At 38.8% G+C, this 14,994-nt stretch carries 16 protein-coding genes; 4 read left to right on the top strand and 12 right to left on the bottom strand.

Going from position 1 to position 14,994, the window contains the following annotated elements:
- Positions 1-29: 29 nt before the first annotated feature.
- Together AKG98_RS01695 and AKG98_RS01690 are read right to left on the bottom strand one after the other, a co-directional pair.
- Complete coding sequence (locus AKG98_RS01695) at positions 30-668, bottom strand: YqiJ family protein (protein ID WP_067040388.1); 639 nt, start codon at positions 666-668, stop codon at positions 30-32.
- Positions 669-834: 166 nt separating this feature from the next.
- A complete protein-coding gene (locus AKG98_RS01690; RefSeq protein WP_067040385.1) occupies positions 835-1,281 on the bottom strand; it encodes an N-acetyltransferase in 447 nt (148 codons plus the stop codon).
- Between the two features lie 224 nt (positions 1,282-1,505).
- On the opposite strand from AKG98_RS01690, the gene AKG98_RS01685 reads away from it, so the two are divergent.
- Complete coding sequence (locus AKG98_RS01685) at positions 1,506-2,135, top strand: outer membrane beta-barrel protein (protein WP_067040382.1); 630 nt, start codon at positions 1,506-1,508, stop codon at positions 2,133-2,135.
- Between the two features lie 78 nt (positions 2,136-2,213).
- On the opposite strand, the gene AKG98_RS01680 is transcribed toward AKG98_RS01685, so the two are convergent.
- Positions 2,214-2,708 (bottom strand): GNAT family N-acetyltransferase, encoded by a 495-nt coding sequence (locus AKG98_RS01680; protein WP_228140178.1) that lies wholly within the window; start codon positions 2,706-2,708, stop codon positions 2,214-2,216.
- A 236-nt stretch (positions 2,709-2,944) separates the two neighbouring features.
- Between AKG98_RS01680 and ahpC the strand changes: the two genes are divergently transcribed.
- Positions 2,945-3,502: an alkyl hydroperoxide reductase subunit C gene (gene ahpC / locus AKG98_RS01675; RefSeq protein WP_067040377.1), complete on the top strand. Its 558-nt coding sequence runs from the start codon at positions 2,945-2,947 to the stop codon at positions 3,500-3,502.
- Positions 3,503-3,722: 220 nt separating this feature from the next.
- A complete protein-coding gene (gene ahpF / locus AKG98_RS01670; protein WP_067040374.1) occupies positions 3,723-5,312 on the top strand; it encodes an alkyl hydroperoxide reductase subunit F in 1,590 nt (529 codons plus the stop codon).
- A gap of 262 nt (positions 5,313-5,574) precedes the next feature.
- On the opposite strand, the gene AKG98_RS01665 is transcribed toward ahpF, so the two are convergent.
- From AKG98_RS01665 to AKG98_RS01625, 9 genes are all read right to left on the bottom strand, one after another.
- Positions 5,575-5,952 carry a DUF4440 domain-containing protein gene (locus AKG98_RS01665; RefSeq protein WP_067040371.1) on the bottom strand — a complete coding sequence of 126 codons (378 nt, stop codon included), beginning with the start codon at positions 5,950-5,952 and terminating at the stop codon, positions 5,575-5,577.
- Between the two features lie 77 nt (positions 5,953-6,029).
- On the bottom strand, positions 6,030-6,797 hold the full coding sequence (locus AKG98_RS01660) for an AAA family ATPase (protein WP_067040368.1): 768 nt from the start codon (positions 6,795-6,797) through the stop codon (positions 6,030-6,032).
- 21 nt (positions 6,798-6,818) lie between these two features.
- Positions 6,819-7,292, bottom strand: a complete 474-nt coding sequence (locus AKG98_RS01655; RefSeq protein ID WP_067040365.1) for a GNAT family N-acetyltransferase — start codon at positions 7,290-7,292, stop codon at positions 6,819-6,821.
- A 229-nt stretch (positions 7,293-7,521) separates the two neighbouring features.
- Positions 7,522-8,268: an amino acid ABC transporter ATP-binding protein gene (locus AKG98_RS01650; protein ID WP_067040362.1), complete on the bottom strand. Its 747-nt coding sequence runs from the start codon at positions 8,266-8,268 to the stop codon at positions 7,522-7,524.
- A 66-nt stretch (positions 8,269-8,334) separates the two neighbouring features.
- The gene (locus AKG98_RS01645) at positions 8,335-9,414 is read right to left on the bottom strand and encodes an amino acid ABC transporter permease (RefSeq protein WP_067040359.1); all 1,080 of its coding nucleotides are present in this window, start codon (positions 9,412-9,414) and stop codon (positions 8,335-8,337) included.
- 1 nt (position 9,415) lies between these two features.
- Positions 9,416-10,600 (bottom strand): amino acid ABC transporter permease, encoded by a 1,185-nt coding sequence (locus AKG98_RS01640; RefSeq protein WP_083543852.1) that lies wholly within the window; start codon positions 10,598-10,600, stop codon positions 9,416-9,418.
- 100 nt (positions 10,601-10,700) lie between these two features.
- Entirely contained in the window at positions 10,701-11,714 is a 1,014-nt protein-coding gene (locus tag AKG98_RS01635) for an amino acid ABC transporter substrate-binding protein (RefSeq protein ID WP_067040356.1), read from the bottom strand.
- Between the two features lie 786 nt (positions 11,715-12,500).
- Positions 12,501-12,809, bottom strand: a complete 309-nt coding sequence (locus AKG98_RS01630) for a hypothetical protein (protein WP_067040353.1) — start codon at positions 12,807-12,809, stop codon at positions 12,501-12,503.
- A gap of 178 nt (positions 12,810-12,987) precedes the next feature.
- Complete coding sequence (locus AKG98_RS01625; RefSeq protein WP_067040724.1) at positions 12,988-13,707, bottom strand: SDR family oxidoreductase; 720 nt, start codon at positions 13,705-13,707, stop codon at positions 12,988-12,990.
- A 195-nt stretch (positions 13,708-13,902) separates the two neighbouring features.
- Here AKG98_RS01625 and AKG98_RS01620 point away from each other — a divergent pair, with 195 nt between their 5' ends.
- Positions 13,903-14,832 (top strand): LysR family transcriptional regulator, encoded by a 930-nt coding sequence (locus tag AKG98_RS01620; RefSeq protein ID WP_067040350.1) that lies wholly within the window; start codon positions 13,903-13,905, stop codon positions 14,830-14,832.
- Positions 14,833-14,994 lie beyond the last annotated feature (162 nt).

The raw sequence follows: 14,994 nt of genomic DNA, 5'->3' as shown, positions 1-14,994 counted from the left end.
AATAATGTTGCGGCTTAGTGAGTTACTGTCTAGTTAAATGGGATCGCGAGCCAGCTAGACTTCAATTTTTCTACCACGACAACGTCTGTGCCTTGGGGAAATATTTCATGTTCATAGGCAGGCTCGACCATCAAGTAATGTTTTTGATTAACATCATCGATGAGTACTGCTTCTGCAGGATTGCCTTTGGTTGCTGTTCCTATGGTGATTTTGGCTAACTTACCGTGAAAATTAGCAATAGAAACAACTGAAGAGTCACGCTGAGGGAATATTTTAGCGAGTGTTGAACCAAGTAAGTGTATTAGCACGACGGTCATAACGATCGTTATCGGCAGTGTCATCAATAATGATGGTGACCATTGAAAGGTCGATAGCGCGATGAAATTAAGGATAAATCCAGAAATAGAAAATAATGTGAAGACAATAATTAACCAAATAAGAAGTGGTAATTTACTAATACATAACCAATCTAAAGTTGCCGTTAACCCACCAGCTTCCACTGATACATCAGCATTTCCATCTAGTTCAAAGGGCGAAATCTTGTCAAACATCCCCAGCACACTGAGTCCGATGAATAATCCAAGTATTTCTATTAGAGTAAACAAAAATACGATACTAATCGCGATGGTATAAGGTAAGTTTATATCAGACAAAAAGAATGCCAGCATGTGTACTCCATAAAATATCGCCAAGCCAAACATATATAGCTACTTGAATCATATAGAAAAAACCACTTAACATTCTACATTTCGAGGCTTTAGTCACATAAATTATTTTATATACTATAAGCATTCCACAAATATGCTTAGCCTAGTTTAACGCATTTTTCTATCTCTATTTTACAGACAGGTTATATGAAAAATATTTAGTTTCTTTTACAAATCCCAATTTTTCATACAATGCTTGCGCTGAAAAGTTATCTTTCGCGGTATTCAAGCCAACACGGATTGCACCAATTTGTTTAGCTTCTCTCACCACACGGTGAATCAATTCATTAGCAACACCTTGTTGGCGGTATGCTGGTGCAACAAATAAGTCATTCAATACAATAGTCTTACCCAGTGACACAGACGAAAATGAATGATAGTTAAGGACAAACCCCATTGCTTCATTTACCTTGTTATAAGCAATAAAGACTGTCGCTTCGTTATTCATTAAACGCTCACCTAAATACGGGCGATACTTATGCGGTGCAGAAGGTTGCTTATAAAACACCATATATTGATCAAATAAACTAACGAGATCGTTTAACTCTTCAAGTGAGGCTTGTTTAATATTCATAAAATCCCTTTTAAATATGAATAAATAGCGAGTAGTCAGAAGAATACACACTTTTATTTTAACGAGTTGTTCATCCAGAATATCAATATTTCATTAAATTACAATAACCAGAAACTCCTTATTTATTCATACTTTAGCCAGATTATTTGTCGATATACTACGATACACTATAACCAATAAAAATTAACTCACGACTTTTTAGCTCATTTAACAAGGAACGTAAAATGAAACTAATATATCTGTACTTCACATTAGCTACGCTATTTTCTAGCGCTACTTTTGCCAATAATAATTACACTCCGGTTAGCTATCGCTATTACCAACTAAACTATACAGAAATTACAGCTGAAGATACTAATGACCCGTTAAAAACGTACCAGATCAATATATCCAACTTAATCAGCCCTTATATCTTTAGCAGAACAAGCTTCAACTATTTAAGCAGAGAAACGATTATTGATGCACAAAATTCAATGACAACAACGTCGATGCAAGCCGTATTCAACATGGGCACAAGGTTGGCGCTATTACCTAAAATTGACCTCACGATTGAAAGTGGTGCTATTTATGAATTTGGTAAAGAAGTCGAACTTAAATCGAATTCAGTTTCCGTTACTAATGATGATTTTGACCGTGAATTCGGGTTTAATGCGGCTGTAGGTCTAGCCATGCAATTCAGTCACCAATTAGAGTTTATTATTGATGCGGCTTATATCGAGATTGGTGATGAGTCAGAAATTGAATACAGTGCAGAACTCGTTGCCCATCTACTGCCAAATCTAGCGTTCGTCGCAAGTGGTGTGATGTATGAAGAAAGCTCAGGGTTTGGTTTTGGCCTGCAATTTGACTTTTAATTGCTCGGTATACCAAACAGTTGCAGCGGCTAATACAATTTAGCCGCTGCAACTGCCATCGTTATATCTAAAAATAGATTATGCCGAAGATAATTGATATCTCAGCACGTGTTGGTTTTCTTCTTCACAATAGAATTGATTAATAAATTCGCCGTCACAACTTTCGATGACTTTACGTGACGCAATATTGACAGGATCACAAGTGATAATAACATTATCGGTTAATACTGTTTTTTGAATACTCGCTAACATGAATTTAGCAACACCTTTGCCTCTAGCAGATGATCTCGTTTCGTATCCAACATGACCGATAACGTCCTCGATATAAGCATTAGTCCCCTGCCTCACTCGTATTGAACCAAGAATAACCCCATTCTCGATACAGAAATAAGTAATGATCGGTGTCCAACCTTTCGGGAGTTGCTCACCACGAGCATAAGCAATGCGCTTGTTAAGATAGCCAGCGTAATTATTGAAGATAAACTCATAGAGGCTAATACCATCATCTACGCATTCATCGACATAAGATTTGAAGGCGGTTAAATGCGCCATGTGTGCAAGCTCTATTTTCATATCACTATCCATTCTCGATTATCTCTATTTCCAATACGCTCACAATCACTGCGCATCATACCAATCACAGAACTATACCACGGCGCTTAATCACGTTCAAAACCAGTGATAGATTTTAACTATCGATTTCATAGATTCAATCAAGTATACCTATCCGTCTATTTACCCCATAATCCTTCTCATGGATTCGCAACCAGAATCCAATCGAGTAATCAACTAATTAATAGGATGACAACATGATCAACACTAAAATTAAACCGTTTAACGCAACCGCTTTCAAACAAGGCGAATTCGTAGAAATCTCTGAAAAAGACGTTGAAGGTAAATGGGCTGTATTCTTCTTCTACCCAGCTGATTTCACGTTTGTTTGCCCTACTGAACTAGGTGATGTTGCAGACCATTACGAAGAACTACAAAAACGTGGCGTAGAAGTTTTCTCAGTATCAACTGACACTCACTTCACTCACAAAGCATGGCACGACAGTTCAGACACTATCGGCAAAATCAACTACTACATGGTAGGCGACCAAGCGGGCAACATTACAAACAACTTCGGTGTAATGCGTGAAGGTCAAGGTCTTGCAGACCGTGCAACGTTCCTAGTTGACCCACAAGGTGTTATCCAAGCAATGGAAATTACTGCGGAAGGTATTGGCCGTGACGCTGAAGACTTAATGCGTAAAGTTAAAGCAGCACAATACGTAGCTGCTAACCCAGGCGAAGTTTGTCCAGCTAAATGGAAAGAAGGCGAAGCAACACTTGCACCTTCACTAGACCTAGTCGGTAAAATCTAATTTAAAGATTGATTAACTGATAAATAAAAATAAGACGACCTCAGTATCGCTTAGCAGTGGCTGAGGTCATTTTAAAATACATTTTCGATGAACATCTCTGTACCAATACCACAGCCGACTGTTCATTAAGAAAGTAGATTTTTAAATTAACCAAATTGCTCATAGCGTTTTTAATAAACGTATCTCATATAGCCATAAGCAAAATCTAAAAGGTGTCACTATGTTAGACCAAAATATGAAAACCCAGTTAAAGGCGTATTTAGAAAATTTAAAGACAGAAGTACAACTTGTACTGAGTCTTGATGACAGTGATACCGCGCAAAAATTACATACGTTAGCACATGACATTGCTTCATTAAGCGACAAAGTCATCGTAATTGAAGATCAAAGTGCAAGCCCGCGTAAACCAATTATGCAGGTAGTCAATCCCATCAAACAAACCGCGATTGGTTTTGCGGGTTTACCAATGGGGCACGAGTTTACCTCACTGATATTGGCACTACTGCACAGTGGTGGTCACCCGATGAAGCTAGATGCTGAAGTGATTGAGCAAATGGCTAATCTTGAAGGTGAGATGCACTTTGAAATATTCATTTCATTAAGCTGTCAGAATTGCCCAGACGTTGTGCAAGCATTAAATATGATGGCGGCAACTAACCCAAATATTAAAACAACCATGATTGACGGTGCTGCGTTCCAAGATGAAGTCGCTGAACGTAATATCATGGCAGTACCAAGTGTTTACTTAAACGGTGAAATATTCACCCAAGGTCGTATTTCATTAACGGAAATATTATCAAAAGTGGATACTGGCGCAGCAAAAAAACAAGCTATCGCATTAAATGAAAAAGAACCGTACGAAGTGCTTGTTGTGGGCGGTGGTCCAGCGGGCGCATCTGCTGCAATCTATGCAGCACGTAAAGGTATTCGCACTGGTGTCGTAGCCGAACGTTTTGGTGGTCAAGTCATGGATACAATGGCTATCGAGAACTTTATTTCGGTAAAAGAAACCCAAGGGCCGAAACTCGCAGCTGCACTTGAAGAACACGTAAAAGAATATGATGTGGATATCATGAACGAACAAAGAGCGAGTCGTTTAGTCAGTGCAGAAAAAACAGCCGATGGCTATATTCATGTTGAACTCGACAGTGGCGCGATATTAAAAAGCCGCAGTGTGATCTTATCGACAGGCGCACGTTGGAGAGAAATGAACGTACACGGCGAACAAGAATACCGTAACAAAGGTGTTGCTTACTGCCCACACTGCGATGGCCCGTTATTCAAAGGGAAGAAAGTTGCCGTGATCGGTGGCGGTAACTCTGGTATCGAAGCAGCTATCGACTTAGCGGGTATTGTTGAACATGTGACTGTACTTGAGTTTGCAGATACCTTACGTGCCGATCAAGTACTCGTCAACAAAGCCAACAGCATGGCTAATATTGAGATAATTAAACAAGCACAAACCACAGAAGTTATCGGTGACGGTACGCGTGTGACTGCACTTAATTATGTAGACCGTGCTACTGGTGATATAAAACAGATCGAACTTGCTGGTATCTTTGTACAAATTGGTTTGATGCCAAACAGTGACTTCTTAAAAGGCAGTGGTGTTGCTTTATCACCGCGTGGTGAAATTGAAGTGAATGCCAAAGGTGAAACCTCTGTTGCAGGTGTATTTGCAGCCGGTGACGTAACCACAGTGCCTTATAAGCAAATCATTATTGCCATGGGTGAAGGTTCAAAAGCCAGTTTAAGTGCATTTGACCATTTAATTCGTACTCCAGCGCCAATTGCAGCAGACAACACGTAAATATAAAACATAGCAAAAGATAAACGTCACACTAGTCCCCACGTGTAAGGCTTATCATCCCTGCCAAAATCTGTGTTTTATCCCAGCAATTACTTATGATTGCTGGGTTTTTACTATATGATAACCAGTAAATCTCGCACCTCAGTTATACTAGTTGGTCTGACAAGACGTGTAACCTCCAGCCCGTCTTTTAGCAGTACTAAAGTTGGCCATAGCTTACTTTGAATATGCGGCCGAGCTTTTACCCTTACCATCTGCAACTTTAATATGTGGTAATTGAGAATGAATCGCACGGAGTACCTTGATGATATTTCAATTGCCATTGCTCACCATTTAATACCCAAATAGAAACACGTTTCGCAAAGTGGCTTTTGATTCCTAATTCATTAACCGATGCTGATTTGTATAGCAGCATTTGCACGGATGCCTCTAAATTAATACATTCGAAGTCTTGAGAATGAATATACCCGTTTGATACTTGTTCTTCTTCCATCATGGCATTAATACTTTGGAAATCGTAACTCGAGCCTGACTCTCCAACTTCTCTAAATTCAGGATGTAATAGGCGTATAATGTCAGCTTTATTCTGTCTTACTTCATATTGATGAAGCGCGATCTCTTGTTCAATTAAAATATTCATCTAGACCTCCATATAATCAAAATCATCGGGTACTTCAATACCAACTTTTCCACATAAACATGATCCGTTTAATATTCTCATTTTTCTTCCTCTAAAAGTATGTCTAACATTGACCTATGATTATTCAAGTAATGCTTGGTGACTGAATATGTATCTGTATCTTCATAATCAACTTGTACTAATCCATGTTCACGTATTTCATAAATCGTTGAGTTTGGGTAAGAAAGTAATATCGGCGAATGAGTGGCAATAATAAACTGGCAGCCTTGGTTAACAAGTTGATGTAACAAAGTAATCATGGCCATCTGTCGGTTAGGTGATAATGCAGCCTCTGGTTCGTCTAAAATGTATAAGCCATTTGCACCAAATCGATTTTGCATTAGGGCGAAAAAAGATTCCCCATGTGATTGTTCGTGTAACGACACTCCACCATAGGAGTCGATGACTGGCGGACCGAATGACGGTTCATTATCAAGCCGCTCGATTTCAGTGGCTACATTATAGAAACTCTCAGCCCGAAGAAAATAACCTGTTTTTGGTCTTTTAATCGCTTTAGCAATACGGAGGTAATCGCTAAGATTGGAGTGAGAACTTCTCGTCGAAAAGTTGAAATTTTTAGTTCCCCCTTCTGGATTAAACCCTTGAGATACCGCTATTGCTTCAAGTAAAGTCGATTTACCCGTGCCATTTTCGCCAACAATAAATGTTACCGCGTCATGAAACATTAACTTATCAGTTAGCCCTCTGATTGCCGGTAAGCATAAAGGGTAGGCATCATATCCATCAATTTTCTCTTCTTTCAACGTTGCAGAGAGTAAATAGTGTTTTGAATCGAGTAAGTTCATATTATCCAGGCTGTTTAATTCTCAGAACGATACACTTATATATCTTTCCATTGTAAAGTTAACCAAAGTAACACCATTTCGCAGGAAGGTATTTCTCTTTATTACAGAGAACCCTCTATGCTCGAAGAACGGCTTAGCAATGAGTGATGCTTCAACATATAAACGTTCGATATTTCTGAGTTTTGCTTCCGCAAGCAAATGCGCATAAAGTGCAGACGCGACGCCCATCCCCTGAAAGTTTGGGTGTGTGTAAGTACAATCAATATGACCATCGGCATCCAGCTCGATAAAACCAGCGACAAGACCATCGACGATAGCCACAAACGGTCTTTTCTCGTCTAATCGCAGGGTCCATTTAGCATAGTCAGGAGGCGTCGAAGACCAAGCTTCTTTCTGTTCTGGGGTATATACCGAAGGATCTATTGCGTGAACAGATTGATGAAATAAGTCAGCAATCTCAGTCGCCCATTCGGAAAAATATGATTTAATTTCCATGATAGTCCTTACAACGAATATGTACCAAGTTCTGAAATTAATACTTATACAAGTATTTTAAGCTCAGAATAAAAGCAGAATGCATTGAATCAATGTAGCTCATAGTTACATGATTTAAAATAATATTTTATCATCAAACTATGCATCGGTGTACGTATAAAAAAAGCCTTACCCCGACTCCATTGTAACAACGGATTCAGAGTAAGGCTTCTTAATAGTACCGACTAGCTTAGTGCGATAAGATCTGATCTAAGAACATTTTTAAACGATCTGATTGCGGGTTATCAAAGAACTCATGCGGTTCATTTTCTTCAATAATTTGCCCTGCATCCATAAAGATAACGCGGTCTGCAACTTTCTTTGCAAAGCCCATTTCGTGGGTTACACAAATCATGGTGATACCTTCATCTGCAAGCTCAACCATTACGTCTAACACTTCTGATACCATTTCTGGATCCAGTGCCGATGTTGGTTCGTCAAACAACATGATCTCTGGGTTGATACACAGACACCGGGCAATCGCAACACGTTGCTGCTGACCACCAGAAAGCTGATTTGGAAACTTATGGGCTTGGTCGGCAATCTTCACACGCTCAAGGTAATACATCGCGGTTTTAATCGCTTCATGCCTTGGTTTCTTATGCACCCAAGTTGGTGCTAATAACAAGTTTTCCAATACAGAAAGATGTGGGAACAAATTAAAGTGCTGGAATACCATGCCGACTTGCGAGCGGATATGACGTACGACCTTTACATCATCAATCAGGTCAGTACCGTTAATACTAATTTTACCTTCCTGAAACTTCTCAAGGTGGTTCAGGCAACGAATAGTGGTGGATTTACCCGAGCCTGACGGGCCACAGATAACCACTTTTTCACCTTTTTTAATATTTAAGTTAATGTCTTTAAGTACGTGAAAATCACCATACCATTTGTTAACGCCTTGCATGCTGATCATATTTTCTTGTTCTGACATGATACTTCCTTATACCAATTACCTTACGTAAATGGTCAGTTTAAACTGTAAAATTTACGGTGATTGTTAATGGTCGGTATTATATTTACGTTCTATCACGCGCGAGTATTGCGACATGCTGAAACAAAACACCCAATAAATCATAGTAACAAATACGTACCCTTCGATTTCAAAACCAAGCCAACTGGTATCACTATTAGTCAGAGTGACCATTGCGAGAATATCGAATAAGCCAATAATAAGTACCAGCGTTGTATCTTTAAACAGTGAGATGAAAGAACCCACTAGGTTCGGGATCGAGATCTTTAACGCCTGTGGCAGAATAATAAAAATCATCCCTTGCCAATAGGTTAACCCTAATGACTCACTGGCTTCGTATTGACCTTTTGGAATAGCTTGTAAACCACCACGAATAACTTCGGCAATATAAGCAGCTTGGAACAATGTGATACCAATTAACGCACGTAATAACTTATCAAACTCGATACCATCGCTAAAGAACAATGGCAGTACTACCGACGCCATAAACAAAATAGTAATGAGCGGCACACCACGAATAAATTCGATAAAACCAATACATAAGGTTTTAACAATTGGCATGTTGTCTGACTGACGACCTAACGCCAATAAAATACCGATTGGGAACGAAGCGATAATACCGACTGCAGCAACCAAAATAGTCAGCATTAAGCCGCCCCATTTTTCGGTGCCAATAACTTCAAGCCCTAGCCCACCACGGATCAAGATAAAGCATACAATTGGATACAATAACATTGCCGCAAGTTTAATCTTAATATTGCCAATGCGTGGCACGCCAAATATAAGCGCTAAACTCAACACTGCAACCAGGTTTGGACGCCAATGTAAGGCTTCTGGATAGAATCCATACATAAATTGGTCGAACTTTTCGATGATAAATATCCAACGAGCGCCTTCTTTTACCACTTCTTCTTTAGTGCCACTCCAAGTCGCATCAAAGATCATCCAATCCAACAATGGTGGTATCGTAGAATAGATAAAGTAGATGCCAAGCAGTGTTAACAGTGTATTAGGAATAGTAGAAAATAAATTCTCTCGTAACCAGAATACAACACCCTTACTGGTTGAAGGTGCAGGTTTGGCCTCTTTAATCGTATAAACAGCCATATTATCTTCCTTTAATTTCCATTCTTGCATTAACCCAATTCAACAGTAGTGATATAACAATACTGAAAACAAGATACACAGCCATCGTCATTAGAATGATCTCAATAGCCTGCCCAACTTGGTTAAGCGTCGTCCCCGAAAACAAGGTAACAATTTCCGGATAACCAATTGCAGTTGCCAGTGATGAGTTTTTAACGAGGTTAAGATATTGATTAATAACAGGGGGAATGATCACGCGTAATGCTTGCGGTAAAATAACTTTACGTAAGATTACATGCTCTTTTAAACCCAACGATTTGGCCGCTTCTTTTTGCCCTTGGGGTACAGATTCAATCCCCGCACGCACTGCTTCTGCAATATAAGTAGCGGTATAGATACTTAACGCAAAAATCAGCGCCAGTAACTCAGGAATAATGGTGATGCCACCTTTGAAGTTAAAACCTTTCAATGCCGGATATTCAGCACTGATGGGTTGTCCAGCAAGGAAAAATATTAACAATGGCGCACCGATCAACATGCTAATGCTAACCTTAATAACAGGGAATTCTTCACCCGTTAAATCATGTCGCTTATTCGCCCATTTAGACAAAAACACGACACTGATACAAGCAAGTACAAACGCCACTAATATAGAGAAGCTACCAGATTCAAAAATAGGATCTGGAATAATCAAACCACGATTATTAATAAAAATAGAGTCGAAATAAGAAATACTTTGACGCGGACTTGGTAGCGTAGCAAGTACTACGTTATACCAAAATAATATCTGTAATAAGATGGGAATATTACGGAATGTTTCAATGTAAATCAGAGACAGTTTCGCAATTAAATAATTAGATGATAAGCGACCAATACCAACCATTAAGCCAATAATTGAAGCTAAAAAAATACCAATAACACCCACTAGGATTGTATTTAATAAACCAACAATAAATACATCTAAAAAAGTCGAGGTTGTATCATCATAGTGAATAAGCGATTGACTGATACCAAAACCAGCTGTGTCACCTAAGAACGAAAAACCTGTGGTAATACCCCTTTTTGCTACATTATCAAACATGTTGTTAACGAAGTAAAAAATGCATAAAACCACAACAGCCAAAGAAATAACTTGGAAAATAATAGCGCGATTTTTGGGGCTGTTAAATAAACCGTTGGAGGTCGGAGCGAGCTTTGAATTATTCATAACAAAATAAACCTTTTAAAAAGGGGGCCAAGCCCCCGATATACCAAGGTCACTTCAACATACCGTAGTGCTAATAAGATGAAGTGACTGAGGTATTAATTTATCGAATTGGCATTGCGTACATTAAGCCGCCTTTATTCCATAAATTATTGATGCCGCGATCAATGTTAAGAGGTGAATTTTTACCTACGTTGTTCTCGAACATTTCTTCATAGTTACCAACTTGCTTAATAATTTGGTAAGCCCAATCCGATTTAAGCCCTAAGTTCTCACCGGCTTTACCAGAAACACCTAATAAGCGTTTCACAGATGGATTAGTTGATTTTAATTGCTTATCAACATTGCTTGCTGTTACACCTAGCTCTTCCGCTTCTAGTGATGCGAATAGGCTCCAACGTACTACGTTAAACCATTCATCATCACCCTGGCGAACAACAGGGCCTAATGGTTCTTTAGAAATAATTTCCGGTAACACTATTGCAGAGTTAGGATTGTCTAATTTTATTTTTAAACCGTATAACTGAGAGGCATCAGATGTAACGGCGTCACAACGGCCTTTTTTGAATGCATCAATTGTTTGACCTGATGTATCAAATGTAACGGCTTTATATTCCATGTTGTTTGATTTGAAATAATCAGTTAGGTTAAGTTCTGTTGTTGTACCGGCCTGGATACAGAAAGATGCTCCGTCGAGTTGTTTCGCAGATGTTACACCAAGTTCTTTTTTAACTAAGAAACCTTGACCATCATAATAGTTAACCCCGGCAAAGTTTAAGCCAAGTGAAGTATCACGCGTTGCAGTCCAAGTAGATGAACGTGCTAACACATCAATTTCACCACTTTGTAATGCTGTGAAACGCTCTTTAGCAGTCAGTGGAATAAATTTCACTTTCGATGCATCACCTAATACGGCGGCTGCAACTGAACGACAAAAATCAACATCGATACCTTTCCAAACACCTTTTGAATCAGTCGCTGAAAAGCCAGGGATCCCTGTCGATACACCACAATTCAATGCGCCTTTTTTCATCACCTTATCTAATGTAGCAGCATTAACTAAATTCGGTAATGTTGATGCTAGACCTAGTATTAAAGCTATTTTTGTAACCTTCATATTAATTTCCTTGTCTATTTTTATTATTGTAAATATCAGTTTTAAGCAGCTAAGCACCACTTGAAAGTGTTATTTTCTCTGATTCGGGAACACAAAATAATCATAAGGGAATTTTTATACAACATCTACGTGGCAACAATCGATTAACAAAAGCATTAACAACTATTTGATGGCGGTCACATATCTAACACTTAATTAACATAAATTAAGTAATTTAAGGTGAATAATACTTTATGGATATTCACATTAAGGCTTTTATCCATATTTCATTCTATAATGGCAGGTAATATGCTTTAAAGATTAGCAGTGTTTTAACATAGTTATTTTATATCGACACCGTAGGTAATCACCCTGTTCATAAGCCCTATCAAGTATTAAAGTCACTTTTAACGTCGTTCGTATATAGAATTAATTTAAACATGTATAAATGTAACAATACTGACAAGCCAAGCCTTACCTAGCCCTCTCGATAACAATGACAATCTTATGGTCCGTATTAAATGATTGATAATACCATGTGACTCTCCTCCGATGAGCATCAGCGATATTCTGTTGCATAGCTCACACAATAGAACCATGGTAGTGACGAACACAGCCGATACGCCAGTCAATTCAGTATTAACTATAGGTCTTAAACACGAAAAGTGAGCGTGAAGAGTATGATGAGATTGCGGAGTATTGATTTAACGTTAATGTTGGTCGGTCAAGATAATGTGAATAACTTGCTTTCATTTAGGTCGCGCAAGTTATTCCATCTATAAATCTACCCGCATCAAATAACCAGTTTCAAATAACCAGTTTCAAATAATGTTTACGCCCAAATGTTGCAAACAGAGTAGAGCAAAATAGAACGAGTATCGGGTTATGAGAAAAGGCATTTTTAACAGTAACGGCACCGTGGGAGAGATCTTTAGTATAGATGGGTTGACTAGAACACCAACTGAGCTTGGCTTGCAATATTTGAGTATCATCGGGGACGTCAATAGCAAAACGTTGACCGCGTTTCACGTAGGTCACAAATTTACCATCAGCATATAATTTATAATCTCGCACCGCATCCAACAGTTGCGCAGGTCTGTATATCCATAATTTCATTTCACATCATCCTTAATGTAAAGTTTATAGCAATTGTATTGTTCCTTTTATCTTAGCGAAGCAAGGTCATCACCAAGCATGAAATAAGTGCGAATAATCCGTTTATTCGTTGTGAAACGGGTTATTCGCACTTTTAAAATCTAACACCACTCAAACAAGTAGCGATAATAGGTATTTACTAAGGTTCTTGACGTGTGCTTGCTAATACGATCTCACGGATACATACATCTTGCGGTTGTGCATAAGCAAATTCAATTGAACGTGCAACATCATCAGGGGCAAGAATATTACCCATCGTTGATTTCCACTCTTCGTAGCCCGCTTTAATGTCTTCTGAAGTTGTATGTGATAACAATTCAGTTTCAACAGCACCTGGAGCGATAGTAATTACACGCACATCAGATGTTGCCACTTCTTCACGAACATTTTCAGTAATAGCGTGTACCGCAAATTTAGTACCACAATAAGCAGCGTGCGCACCGAATGTTTTACGACCAGCAACTGAACTAATGTTAATAATAGTACCAGTGTTACGGGCTTTCATTGGCGCAAGTACTGCTTGCATGCCGTTTAATAATGCAATCACATTAATATCGAACATGGTTTTGAATTCTTCAGCTGGTTGGGTATCGATTTGACCTAATAACATCATGCCAGCATTGTTAATCAATAGATCTGTTGGACCGTATAACGCTTCAGCTTTAGCAAGTGCAGCGTGGAATTCGGCGTGAACCGTTAAGTCTACTTTTTCACATAAACAGTTTGGTAAATCTAGCGCTTCTAGTTTTTCAACACGACGAGCAACTAATAATAACGGGTGACCAGCTGCGCTTAAACGCTTCGCTGTAGCTTCACCAATACCAGAACTTGCACCTGTGATCACGACTAATTTTTTCATCATATACTCTCTATTTTGATTATATTCATACCCAAAACGTATCTCTTAATGTTAGATCTAAGCGCTTCTGAGTGGATGAAAGAGAGTATATATAAATGATTATTGTTGATATATACACAATAAAGAACATAACTGTTACGTATTAAGCTACAATAATAAAGTTTATTTTATTCACTTAATCAATACAGGCATAGTATGCAAAGTAACTCTTCTCTTGCCGACATCCGCGCTTTTGTCACTATTGCTGAACAAGGAAGCTTTACCAAAGCCGCTGAAGTTCTACAGTCATCTCGCGCCCATGTATCCCGTCAACTCGCACAGCTAGAGCAACAGTTAGGTGTGCAATTGATTATTCGCACAACTCGAGCACAGCGTCTTACTCCTGTTGGCGAACAATTCTTTCAGCAATGCCTTAACTCGCTGCAAACGATTAACCAAGCCGTGATCGCAGCCAAAGATGATACAGAACAATTAAAAGGCAGCATTTGTATTAACTGTGTTGGTGGGGTGATTGGCGAGGATATCTTAACGAACATTATCAGCGAGTTTAATTTACAGTACCCCGATATTGAAGTTGAGCTCGACTTTAGTAGTCCTCGTGTAGATTTGATTGCAGAAGCTTTTGATTTGGTCGTGCGCATGGGGGAGTTAGAAGATTCAGGCTTGGTCGCTAGAAAGCTCACAGACATTAAAGTGCAAGTGTTAGCCAGTCCTGATTACCTTGCCAAGCACGCTGTCATAACTCATCCAAAAGATTTAGAACAACATAACTGCTTAACCGGTAGTATCAAGCGCTGGCGCTTCCATCAAAAATCACTTCAACACAATAATGCGCCAATACACGAAGTAGAGATACACGCGAAGGGTAATTTTAGTTGTAAGAGTGGTCGCGCATTAATTAACGCCGCTAAGAATGGTAATGGTATTGTGCGATTACCCGAGCTGTATTGCGACACTGAAATTAAGGCCAATACCTTAGCTCCAGCTTTAATATCAGCATCGCATGAAGAACAATGGCACTCACCAAATGTACCACTGTTTCTGCTGTATCATCGCAATCGTTATCAACCCTTACGATTAAAAGTGTTAATTGATTTTATTTGCCAACACTTTAATCAATTTTAAAATCTGCCAATAACAGGGCATTAGTCGTAATAAAACGGCCTCACGTATAAATGTTCGCATAAGAACTCCAAAGTCGCTCATTCGAACATTAATGATTAAGATCAATTCATCAACAAATATATTAGTCATACTTATAAGTAGTTAATTGACCAGAATATATGG

Origin of the sequence: Moritella sp. JT01 (genome assembly GCF_001574435.1) — a bacterium.
Lineage (GTDB): Bacteria > Pseudomonadota > Gammaproteobacteria > Enterobacterales > Moritellaceae > Moritella.
Note: the sequence above shows the minus strand (reverse complement) of the source record. Positions and strands in the feature narration are given on the sequence as shown.